This is a genomic window from Kribbella albertanoniae (genome assembly GCF_004348455.1).
Lineage (GTDB): Bacteria > Actinomycetota > Actinomycetes > Propionibacteriales > Kribbellaceae > Kribbella > Kribbella albertanoniae.
This window is the reverse complement of the sequence record NZ_SMKA01000303.1, coordinates 1-10,938: the sequence shown is the minus strand read 5'-3', so window position 1 is coordinate 10,938 and position 10,938 is coordinate 1. Positions and strand designations below refer to the sequence as shown.

Genomic DNA, 10,938 nt, shown 5'->3' with positions numbered 1-10,938 from the left:
AGTCAACGTGGAGCACGCGCAGCGCAGCGAGCATGAACGACGTTGACGCCATCCCGCACGCCGGCTTCACAATCACCGCCCGAGGAAACCGGGACCACAGACCGTGCGGTCACTCCATACCGTCTAATCCAAGCAATCCGAGCCGCAGCCCCCGGCCACGTCCGCATCATCTTCTTCAACGACCCCACCCTCATCAACGAAGGCCTCACCACCGAATGGCCCGCCCACGACAACCACCTCCACCTCCGCTACTGCGAAAAAGTCCACCCCAACTCCCTGTACACGTGCTGACCCACAGTCACTGCAGGAAAGTTGTACGACTCTGGCGACCCGTACTCCGTTCGGGCCCGTAGGCTCCTGAACGAGGACGAATCGGAACGTCGTGACGACCATAGGTTTGACGTGGATCCCAAAGACGGTGGGCGGAGCGATCGGCGTTGGAGTCCTCTTTGGGGTGGCCCTATTGGATCCGGTGAATCTGCTGACAGGTGGGAGTCTTTCGTGACTATGGCGGATCACGTCGAAGAGATTCGATTGAGCGCGGCGCGGGGGTTGGAGTTGGAGCTCAACTACTGCATGCCGCCGGACAGCCCAGAGGTCGGTCAGCGGGTTGAGTCGTGGTTTGTCGCGGCGACGGAGGCGTTTGCGAGTGAGTTTGTTCGCGAGTTCCCGCCTGGTGGGCTGCCTTCGGCAGGCCTGCGGGATCGCGCGGGCGGTCCGTTCGGTCCCGTTGGCTCGCGGTGGTGCTCTCTGCTGATCCTCGAGCAGAGGAACCGGAAAGTCGGCACCTCGCTGCGACCGTGGACGCCGAAGAACTGGTCGCGGTTTCTGTCGCTGAGTCCGAGTCTGTCCATCGAGATGTCAGCAAAGTTTTCAACGCTCAACGATTTTGGTCACGCAGGTCAGCCCAGCCTCACCCTCTCGGCATATCGACTGCGGACTGCGCCGCAGTGGTTGAACTTGTCGGCTCGCTATGTCGTCGGCGACCGCCGTACGCCGCCGATTCCGGACGAGACGGCCGAGGTCTGGTCAGCGTTCTTGCGTGCTGAGGCCGAGAAGTGGCCGCCGGTGTTCGGCTATCTTGCGGATGACTCGTTCGGCGCGGGTTCAACCAGAACACCGCTGGAGGCGATGAGTGCTCGCTTCCCGGAGCAGACGTTGCCGTTGGCCGACTCGGAAGTGCGTGGGTATTCCTGGGTGACGGTGACGTCGTCGGGTGTGCTGGAGCGGTTGGGCGGTATCGACGGCTTGCGCGGCAGTGGGGCGTTTCACGACATCACGGCCTTGCCGTCAGGTGGCGCGGTCTTGCAGGCAACCTCGCGGTTGGCCCAGTACGAGGGCGATGCTGTCAGGCAGGTGTTCGAAGCGTTGGGTCCGGTGCTGCCCGAGAAGGCTCCGTGGCCTGACGAATTCGATCGGTTCAAGCTGATCTACGAGGCTCCACGCAGCTAGGAGAGCGTGGCGGCTCGGTTGGTTGAGATGGTTGACGGGACCCGGGAGGTTTCACTCGAGGCAGTGAATACAAAACCTCTCCGGTATGAAGCCGGTGCGCGTCCATTTGGTTGGGTTACCGTCGGGATGATTCTCACCGTGCCCTGCAAGGAGGTTCAAGGCCGCATGCCTTATGTGCCGTCTGTGTCGCAGAGTTTCCAGGTCACGGTCCCGACCAGGGGCGCTGCTGAGGAATTGGCCGGCGCGCTGGCCGTTCGTGGGCATCGGCTGGTGGCCATCCGGGAGGTGGACCACTTCAGCAAAGATGCTTCGAGTTTCTGGTACGGCAAGCCATCGATGCGACCAGACGAGCAGGGGCAATGGGACGTCTTCTCCGTCGCGACAGGTCCTGTGCCTGATGCGGACGAGGATTGGTGGCGGGCGCAAGAGGACGAGGCGGTACGGCGACTCGCGGAGCGACTACACGGACGTACGGGTGGCAGTGGTGGCGGCGGCGGCACCGACCTCCTGCTGCGGACTTTTGCGCGTGAGGGTCTCGTGTACGACTTGGATGAGACGACCGTGTACGAGCGACGCTTGCTTGCCCTTGGAGACAGTCCGGGCAGGGCAGGAGCGCAGGAGGAACGCTCCGTCGACGAGGCGCTCCCGGACGGGCCCGGCGATGCCGTCGTACTGAGCGGGATCGACAGCGTGGGCTGGGGTGATCTGACCCATGCCTACGGTCCCGCATCAGACGTTCCGGAACTGATCCGAGGACTGGCCGCCAATGACGACAACTGGGATGACCTGCACACCGAGTTCGTCGGCTCGGTGCTCCATCAGGGCAGTACCTACAGTTCCTCGGCGCCGGCCCTGCAGCTCTTGGCCCAGTTGGCGATGGCCCCGCAGCTCGCGCCCAAGCGGAGGCTGGATCTTCTGTACACCCTGTTTATCGCCGCTTGCGAGGCGGCGAAGGCCGAGGCATACGGGTACAGGCCGGACGCCCACGACGTCCAGGTCCGAGCCGTCGTAACCGACGCAGCCGAAGGCCTTGTCCGGCTATGGCCGTCAGTTTCGCGCGCTGAGCAACGTATGCTGTTGCTCCTCGCGGCGCTGTCGCGCCTCAGGGTTCCCGAGCATCACCTGAGCGATCCCGCTAGCCGACTGGCCGCAGCAATGATTCGGGACGTGGACGAGGCCGAGGCCGCACTCATAGACTTGGCCAGCCGCAGCGAGGACCTCATCGAGCTCGCCAACGGCCACGCCCCGACGCGTTCTCGACTGACAGCTGCCCTGGAAACCCTGCTCTGGGAGCCGTGACGCTCATTCCGATCGAAAGCGACTCGAGATGTTCGAGCCGCCCTGGGGTGAGGTCAGTTCACGCCCGAAACCCAGCGGCCGCACCGATCACTGGGATCGGCCGGAACCGGCGTCGGGTGGGCATCGCGACTCGCAATAGGAATGCTGGGGATGGCCGTCAGCAGGGTGATTCTTCGTTGCCTGGCTCGAATTGGATGCGCTCCAGCAGAGCGTCGTCGTCTTGGCTGGGGAATCCGGCGGTGTCGAGGCGGCCGCGGAGCCAGGCGAGGAGCGTGTCGACGAGTGGGTCCTGCAAGGGCGGGCCCTGTTTGGCGTGGCGTGGGTAGACGATCAGTGGCCATTCATCGGGCGAGCCTTGGGTGAGCCAGCCCAGTACGTCGCCCTCGACCGTGTTGGCGAACGGCAGGAATCCACCGGGCTCCGGCCAGACCGCAAGTGGCTGGAATTCCGGATACTGCGCCCGCAGATCGGCGTACCCGTCGAGTGTCTCCTTGGCGTGGTGGACGAATCCGTGGCCGTTGGTGCGTAGCGGGGTGACGAAGTTGAGCCATTCCGACCAGCAGCCGGCGCCGTAGGTGTCCACCAGTTCGATGTAGTCGGTGGGGAGCTGGGTGCCTAGCTCGTCGAAGAGTTGGTCCCAGTTGCCGTCTCCCAGGTACGGCGTGGCCGGTGGCGGGACGAGTAGCCGGAGCGTGGCCAGGCCGGTGCCTTGCTTGAGCGCGGTGAGCCGGGTCTTCTTCGGGGTGGCCGCACGCCGTGCCGGTGGCGGCGGGGTCCATGGACCGGCGTCGAGCAGGAAGCGGCTGCGCTGCGCTGTGGGTGGTAGCGGGCCGAGTTGCTGGTTGCTGGGCAGGGGGACGCCGGTGCTCACTGCCGCGGCGATCAGTTCTGAGACTGGCATGTGGTAGTTGTGCCAGGGGTTCAACCCGTTGTCGACGGCGTCGCTGTCCATGACGACGACCGGCCATTGGTCGGGGTCGGTGGATGCTGCTGTGTCCCAGAATAGGTAGCTGGCTGAACGGGTCTCTCCCCAGGCGAGTAGTCCACCTCGCTTGGGGTGGAACGGCGGCGGCGGCGTGTGTGGCGGAGCCTCCTTCGACCGTGCCCGGCACAGCTTGTGGGTTTCCTTCAGCCATGCTCCGTAGTCGAAGCTGCCAGGCTCGGCACATGGCGTCTGAAGCCAAAGCCAGTCACCGATGAACAGCGGCCCGTGGTCGGTAGCCAGGGCCTTGTAGTCGGCAGGCAGGTGCAGGCCCAGCCAGGACTCCACCGCATCCCAGTCGATCGGTATCGGTATGGTCGCAGGCTCCAACTGTATGAACGGTAAGTCCATAAGATCGGATGATTCCACGAGAGGCTCTATTCCGCTGGCGTCGCGCGCGGTCAAGGCAGGCCGAGACGGGAGTAGAAGTGGATCGGATCCTGGACAGAGGGCAGTTGATCGAGCTGGTCACCAGGTTGATGGCTGGCGCGTATAACAGTGATGCCGGGCTGGATCGGGATATCGCTGTCTTCTCGGCGGCCGTGCCTCATCCGCGGGCTTCGGACCTGATCTATCACTGGGACGGTGAGTTCGATCGGGAGCCGACTGTCGAGGACATTGTGGATAGAGCATTGACCTACCGCCCCACGGTGTTGTAGCGAGACTGTGCCGGGTGCCGGTCAACTATGTCGGTGTCGACCTAACTTCAGCAGGGCGAGGTGGAGTGCCATGAGGTCCGAGTTGCCCATCGTCGGCCGGGGTATGGGCTTCTTCAAGGTGAACGTCGCGGTTGCGGCGGAGGCGTTGGAGCGATGGCGTCGGTCGCATGCGTGGTTCGCGAAGTGGCCTCCGGGGCTGGTCGTGGAGCACCTGGAGGGTGAGTTGTCGTCGGGGGTCGATCGGTTGCTGCCGTTCGGTCCTGAACGCGATCGGGAATTGCTGTGGGACTGCGGCGATGGACAATGGACGGCGTACTTCGACAGCATGCCGGCCTCCGATGCTGTGACGGCGGTGCGTGGTCTGTGCAGACAAGCCGGCTTCGAAGGCGTCGTGCTATCTGACCGCACGTCCGATTACGACGGCGGCCGGAACCTTCAATTTGTCCTGCACAAAGGCAAGGAGACGGTTAGAGCGATTGAGTCGCTGTGGGAGGGCAGTCGAACCTTTGAGACCTACGGCGAGCCGCTGTCGTTCGAGGAGACTGATCGATACACGCTTCGCCTGAAACGTGAACGTCTGACCTCGGACATGCTCGAACGGTACTGCGCAAACCTGGGTCTCTTTCCGTACCACCTGTCGTTCTACGGTCAGGCCGGCCATCTCCTGAGTGACGTGAGAACGGAATTTCAACGCCAGTCATTCAGGTTCTAATCAATCGCTGTATGTATCGTCCGTGAGGGGCGCGATGACAGGGCTCGACCGATATCTTCGAACCGAATTGCATTATGCTGCACTCGAGAATGATGTCGAGCGGCTCACTGGTCTTCTTGGCGACGGATGTGACGTCAATGCCCAAGATGTTCAAGGGTTCACGGCGCTACATTTCGCCTGTCAGGAGAATGCGGTCGACGCGGCTCGTCTGCTGCTCGATCGCGGAGCGTCTCTGGCTACTGAGAATCGCTTCGGTAATACGCCGTTGTTTGATGCAGTCTTCAACTCTAAAGGCCTCGGTGATTTGATATGTCTATTGCGGAGTCGCGGCGCAGATCCGTATGCCGCTAATAAGCATGGGCAGACGCCGGTCGGTTTAGCGCGTCTGATAGCGAACTATGATGTGGCGCAGTTCTTCGCCGATCTGCCGGACTGAGCATGGAACTCAGTTGCAACGTGACTGATTGCGGGGCTAGTCGCGACCGGAGCTTCTTCCGTGGAGGTCTAACCAACTGTGGATTCGGCCTACGCGAGATTCTGGCCGTGACATGACGAGTCTGGTTGAACACTTCGAGCGGGTTCTCGGGCCGATTCACGCGGGTTGGTCGCTTGACCCGGATGGAGCGGAGATGCCCTTTCAGATCGCCCGGTTCTCCGGTGGGTCTGACGCCGGTTCGGTTGGATACGCGACGCTTGGCCTGAGCCGCTACCCGCTGTTGTCTCCAACGTCGGGGCGCACTATCCGTCAAGAGCTCTTGATGCTGGTGCCGGCGGAGTCGGTGGCGGCTGATCGAGTGGCGTCGCTGCTTCTCCAGGTTGGCTCGATGGCTCTCGCGCGTCAGCGTCCGCTGCTGCGAGGCAATGTGATCGGTCCGGCAGGTGCCATCGTGCCCACGTCGGTCTTGACGGCGTTGTACGTGACGATGCCGGTCTATTTTGCTGACGAGTTCGCTACGTTCGCCGGTGCTGATGGCGACGTCCTCGTGGCGTGGCTGGTGCCAATCACCACGGGTGAGGCGGACTTCATCGCGGATCGAGGGTGGGACGCATTCGAGGACCAGCTCGTCGAGCAGGACCCCGATCTCGTCGACTTCCATCGCTCGGGCATCAAGCTGTAGCCCCGGCTCAGCCGGCGATGACGGTGGGGGTTTGTCTTAGGGCGACGACGGGGCGGTGAGTACACGGACGGTTTGAACTGCGCTTGGTGCAGCGCGGAGGACAACGTCGGCACCTGCCGGTGGTCTCGGCGATCAGCAGCTCGATATCTTCAGGAGGTCATGGGCTACGGCTTGTCAAAGGGTGTAACCGTCAACCTCTGGAGTATCTGAAGGCAGTTCTCGAGAGCGATCTCTCTAAGTGAGTTTTCATTCATCGTGAGATGAGGAAACTCTTGGAAACCGTCAAATAGATGGTGAGGGGCTTTGTCTCTGACTCACTCCGCTGGAAGAGAGCCATCCGGTGACGAGCGGTCTGGGGGTGGGGCCGAACATGCCAAGGTAGGAGGTCAAGGATGAGCTCAAGATTTACTGAAGCCGACTTCGGGGTGACGCACTTGGCCTCCCTGTTCCACCAAGATTGGAGAACAGGTGGAAGCGATCGCGAGTTGGTTTCGGGCTATGTCAACGAGATGCCGATCCCTTATGTCCGGGCTCTTGGAGAGGATGCTCTGGCGCTCGTGGCCAGCGGCCCCCCTGCCATGGTGGCGACGCTGTGGGAGTGTGCAACCGGCTCGAATCACCGCGTTGGTGTCGACGCGGCGTTGGCCTGGTTTCAGAGCATCGTTTCGATCTCCGAAATCCGTCTCGCTGGAGTCGGTCAGCCACAGATAGAATCAGTAGATAGGCCGGACGACGAGCTTCGCGAGCGGGTCATTCGTGAAATTGATCAGATCGTCCCAAGTCTAGATGACGCGATTCAGGAGAACGCTTGGAAGGAGATCCCTGGAGTCGTGAAATCGCTGCGATTCTGTGCGACTGTTGTATCCCCAGACCTCGCTTTTCGATTTCTTCTCCGGGCGGTGATGGAGTACAGCTGCAGGATAGAACCAGCTCAATATGCAAGGCTGGTCGAGCTTGGGAGAGATTTCGGGTATGGGGAGTTCGTGGTATCGCGGGCTGAATATCTCACTCGCGACTGATGTCTTGTGCGGAGACTGAGATGACACCTGCTCATGCTGCTGTCGAAAACGAAGACCTGCCGCTGTTGCGCGAACTGCTGGACGGCGGTGTCGACATCGGAGAAGTCGACGGTGGGCTGACGCTCCTTCAGCACGCGATCGACGTCGAGCTTGATGGGCACACGCAAACGGGGAGCCGCTGCATGTCGATGTCACGGCCTACTTGCTCGCGCGAGGCGCGGATCCGCTTGCGTCGCCCCTCGCGGGTGGCGCTGGTTCGGCTCTTCACATGGCCCAGATCGGAGGGCACTGGCTTGCGGTCTCGCTGATCGAGGCCTGGGTGGAGCGACGGACGTAGCGCCGCCGCGTGATGCTTCGATCCTGCTTGCGTTCAACTGAGTTTGTTTGGCGAGGTGTGAGAACCGTGGAGAGAGTTGAAGTGGTTGTGGCCGCTACTTCGATCGGATCGGGGCGGTTCGATGCGGCGGAGAGGACGGTCGGGGACGGTGACCTGCTGCGGCTGTTTGATCAGCTTGCCGGTAGTGGGCGGGGGTATCTGGAGGTGCGGTCTCTGGGGCGTGAGTTTCCGCTGCTGACGGTGGGGTTGCAGGGAGGGTTCGCCGTGGTTCATTGCTCGACCGCGCAGGAACAGATGGCCCTTCTCTGGGGGGATGGCTCGGTGGCGGCGCATGAGGCGATCGAGGTGCCGGTGATGGATGAGGTCGCGGTCTTCTCAGGTGAGTTTGTCCTCAGCACGACAGCGGCACGTGCGGTGGTTGAAGACTTCGTTCGTAGCGGGAGTCCGGCGGGGCTCGGCGAGTGGATGGATCTATGAGCCTGCAGCAGCACGATGTTGAGGGAGCAACGAATCTTTGGCTTGTGCGAGGTTGCGCTTGACGACCTTGGTGAGGTGGTGCCGGACGACGTCGTCGACGTCGAGTTCGATGAGCATGTGCCCTTCACCGTCGGGTATCCGGCAGTAGGGCTGCTGTGTGACACCTCGACTGCGACCCGTATCTGAGCCCAAGAATCGAGAGTGGGGTGAGGTGTCGAACGAGTCGTGGACCTGCTTGGGGTTGCCTGGGTGTCTTGAAGAGGCCTTCCGATCGTGAACTTTTGTGGGACTGCGGCGATGGACAGTGGACGGCGTACTTCGATGACATGCCCTTCGTCTGATGCCGTGACAGCAGTGAGTGGACTTTGTGGGCGCGCTGGCTTCGAAGGGGGCGTGCTTACCGATGGCGTGTAGGAGTTCGACGGCCACCGGGATATCCAGTTTGTCCTACATGAAGGCGCGGATACGGTAAGGGTCGTTCAGTCGGCATGGGAGGGCGTCGGAAATTTCAACGACAGTCATTTAGGTTCTGACCAGCGGTTCTGTCAGGGCAGCGAGGGTGGTCACTTTCTGAGACGAGGCTGCGCGGTGCGGGCGGACTATAGGGTCTTGAGTTGGCGGACTGATGGAGCTATCGATGAGCATGAACTTGAGCGGCGGTATCGTTCTGGGGGATTCGATGGATTGTTCCTCCGTTTGGACGGAAGTGTGCGGCTGGTCAGCCTTGACTTCCTGTCCGGTTTGCCAGAGCTCAAGTATCTGGAAATCGAGGGGCGCATCGCCGATGATTCGCAGGCTTTCGAAGTCGCCGGCCTCCGTGAGCTGGTCCTGCTGACGAAGGGGCAGGCGGCGGTTCCGGCCGTCCGGAGCGAGTCGCTCGAGGTGTTGGCGGTCGATGATCGCGCGGGTGCGATTGACCTGGCCGGGCTGCCTGCTTTGACGAGACTGACGCTTTGGTCGTCCAGCCGGAGTGATTTGGGGTTCCTGAGAAGTGCCCCTGGGATCTCATCCTTCAAGCTCGAAGGCGCGGGGCAACTCGTGGATCTCTGTGGGTTGGAGAACTGCGCTCGGCTGGAGGATCTGGAGATCCTTGAGGCGCGCGTCGAGAGCCTTGCCCCACTGGGGAGTCTCCGGCATTTGCGCCGCTGCTGGCTGATTGGCGGTGGGGAGTCAACACAGGCTGAGCCGCTGGACCTCGATGCTGTTTCAGCTCTGGACAGTCTGGACGATCTCCGGATCGTGTACGGCGGGCAAGTGCGATCGGTGGCTCCGCTGCTGAGTATGCGTTCACTGCGTGACGTTCGACTGCGGGGAACCAGGGTCGTGGCAGGCGATTCGGCCTTGCTTGGTGAGCTTCCGGACTCGGTGCGAATCGTCCGGCCGGAGGACTGAGGATCCACGCCGGCGGACGATCGGCCAACGTAGGTATAGCGAGAGGGAATCCTTCAACGGCATGACTTAGTCGTGGTCTTCCGACTTCAGGCGCCGGGCGATGCCAACCAGTTGTTCAAGTTGGCCGTCCGACAGTGAGCTCGCGATCGAAACTAGCTCGCCGATCTCAGTTGAATTGCGGTAGGGCCTGGCGGACGTGGCTCGTGCTGTTGTTGCGAGGCCGGCGATTGTTAGCAGATCGGCTTCGGCGATCTGCAATGCCGGCGCGATGTCTCGCACTATTTCCGGCGACGGCATGATCCTGCCATCAAGTAATTGCAGGATGGTTGATTCGGCCCGTGCTGATGCGCGGGAGACGGCCCGTGGCGATAGACCGCGGTTGTCCATGAGACCCAGCAGGATATCGGCAAAGTGGGGCGTCATGCTTGTACCTTAGGCCGGTGAGAGTTGGTGGGAAGGGGAGTTGATGAGTGACAGTCGGCTTGGTGGGGCTTGGCGGCGGTATGTGGGGTGGTTGCAGGCGGCGTCGGGTGGGTTGGCTGGTGATTTGCTGCCGCCTTCGACGGGTGAGGAACTCGTTGCTTGTGAAGCGGTGATCGGATTGGCGCTGCCGGGTGAGCTGAGGGAGTTGTGGGGGCTTTGTGGTGGGCAGGCGACTGTTGATGCTGGGGTGGGGGTGTTTCCGAGGCTCGACTTTCTGGGGCCGGGATGGGCTTCGGAAGAGTGGCTGATGTGGCGGCGGCTTCGGGATGGCTCGTCTGCTGAGGACATGGTGCTGCTGAGTAGCCTCTCGACGTCGAGTCCGGCTGGTGCGATCGCCTTGAGCTACTCGTCCAAGGGCTGGATTCCTGTATGGCGGTTGGAGAAGGCGCCTGACTATGTGGGGCTCGACCTTGAGCCGGGGCCGGTGGGTACCGCTGGTCAGATCATCAACTTCGGTCGTGATCAGGACGACAAAGTGGTGCTGGCTGAGTCGCTTGCGGCGATCGTCGAATTCTTCGCATCGGAGGCTGAGGGCGGGCGCCTGACGGTGGTGGCTGATCCGCAATCGGGCGGTGCCTACCTGGAGCATGAGGCGGGGCCGATGGTTCGCGTTCTCTCCGAGCGGGCCGAGCGAGACGGTCCTTTGCGATGAGCGGCCGGTTGGGTGGTCGTCGGCAAGGACACGTAGTGGTCGCGTCTGACGGCGTTTGTGCGGCTGGGTCCCGGGGCGCTGGCGTCTGTGGGGTGACTAGTACGTGTCGTTGGCGACGGGGCGCGGTAGAAAGGGTGGGTGACGGAGACCTTGGGATTGACGCCTGATGAGTTGCTGACTACTACGCGGACTGTGCGGAAGCGGCTGGATCTGAGCCGGCCGGTGCCGATCGAGGTGGTTCGGGAGTGTATTGAGGTGGCGGTGCAGGCGCCTTCGGGGAGTAATCGGCAGACGTGGCACTGGATGGTGGTTACGGATGCTGCGAAGCGGGCTGCGATTGGGGAGTACTACCGGCT

General features: G+C 62.2%; 13 protein-coding genes. 11 read left to right on the top strand and 2 right to left on the bottom strand.

Annotated elements, in window-relative coordinates; translation table 11 throughout:
* The first annotated feature begins 960 nt into the window (after positions 1-960).
* Both E1261_RS38690 and E1261_RS38685 read left to right on the top strand, forming a co-directional pair.
* Positions 961-1,452, top strand: a complete 492-nt coding sequence (locus tag E1261_RS38690) for a hypothetical protein (RefSeq protein WP_132414723.1) — start codon at positions 961-963, stop codon at positions 1,450-1,452.
* Positions 1,453-1,617: 165 nt separating this feature from the next.
* Positions 1,618-2,751, top strand: coding sequence for a hypothetical protein (locus tag E1261_RS38685; RefSeq protein ID WP_132414722.1), 1,134 nt, complete (start codon positions 1,618-1,620; stop codon positions 2,749-2,751).
* Between the two features lie 157 nt (positions 2,752-2,908).
* On the opposite strand, the gene E1261_RS38680 is transcribed toward E1261_RS38685, so the two are convergent.
* Entirely contained in the window at positions 2,909-4,063 is a 1,155-nt protein-coding gene (locus E1261_RS38680; protein ID WP_202875403.1) for an SMI1/KNR4 family protein, read from the bottom strand.
* 98 nt (positions 4,064-4,161) lie between these two features.
* Between E1261_RS38680 and E1261_RS38675 the strand changes: the two genes are divergently transcribed.
* From E1261_RS38675 to E1261_RS38640, 7 genes are all read left to right on the top strand, one after another.
* Positions 4,162-4,392, top strand: a complete 231-nt coding sequence (locus E1261_RS38675; RefSeq protein WP_132414720.1) for a hypothetical protein — start codon at positions 4,162-4,164, stop codon at positions 4,390-4,392.
* A gap of 70 nt (positions 4,393-4,462) precedes the next feature.
* Positions 4,463-5,104 carry a hypothetical protein gene (locus tag E1261_RS38670; RefSeq protein ID WP_132414719.1) on the top strand — a complete coding sequence of 214 codons (642 nt, stop codon included), beginning with the start codon at positions 4,463-4,465 and terminating at the stop codon, positions 5,102-5,104.
* A gap of 34 nt (positions 5,105-5,138) precedes the next feature.
* Positions 5,139-5,540: an ankyrin repeat domain-containing protein gene (locus E1261_RS38665; protein WP_132414718.1), complete on the top strand. Its 402-nt coding sequence runs from the start codon at positions 5,139-5,141 to the stop codon at positions 5,538-5,540.
* Positions 5,541-5,652: 112 nt separating this feature from the next.
* Positions 5,653-6,222: a suppressor of fused domain protein gene (locus tag E1261_RS38660; RefSeq protein WP_132414717.1), complete on the top strand. Its 570-nt coding sequence runs from the start codon at positions 5,653-5,655 to the stop codon at positions 6,220-6,222.
* A 392-nt stretch (positions 6,223-6,614) separates the two neighbouring features.
* Positions 6,615-7,241 carry a hypothetical protein gene (locus E1261_RS38655; protein WP_132414716.1) on the top strand — a complete coding sequence of 209 codons (627 nt, stop codon included), beginning with the start codon at positions 6,615-6,617 and terminating at the stop codon, positions 7,239-7,241.
* 403 nt (positions 7,242-7,644) lie between these two features.
* Complete coding sequence (locus E1261_RS38645) at positions 7,645-8,055, top strand: hypothetical protein (protein WP_132414715.1); 411 nt, start codon at positions 7,645-7,647, stop codon at positions 8,053-8,055.
* 708 nt (positions 8,056-8,763) lie between these two features.
* The gene (locus E1261_RS38640) at positions 8,764-9,447 is read left to right on the top strand and encodes a hypothetical protein (protein WP_132414714.1); all 684 of its coding nucleotides are present in this window, start codon (positions 8,764-8,766) and stop codon (positions 9,445-9,447) included.
* A 66-nt stretch (positions 9,448-9,513) separates the two neighbouring features.
* Here E1261_RS38640 and E1261_RS38635 read toward each other — a convergent pair whose 3' ends face one another.
* Positions 9,514-9,870, bottom strand: a complete 357-nt coding sequence (locus tag E1261_RS38635) for a helix-turn-helix domain-containing protein (protein ID WP_202875402.1) — start codon at positions 9,868-9,870, stop codon at positions 9,514-9,516.
* Positions 9,871-9,913: 43 nt separating this feature from the next.
* Here E1261_RS38635 and E1261_RS38630 point away from each other — a divergent pair, with 43 nt between their 5' ends.
* Together E1261_RS38630 and E1261_RS38625 are read left to right on the top strand one after the other, a co-directional pair.
* Entirely contained in the window at positions 9,914-10,582 is a 669-nt protein-coding gene (locus tag E1261_RS38630; protein ID WP_132414713.1) for an SMI1/KNR4 family protein, read from the top strand.
* Between the two features lie 138 nt (positions 10,583-10,720).
* The coding region (locus tag E1261_RS38625; RefSeq protein WP_132414712.1) for a nitroreductase family protein at positions 10,721-10,938 on the top strand (218 nt) is incomplete at its 3' end.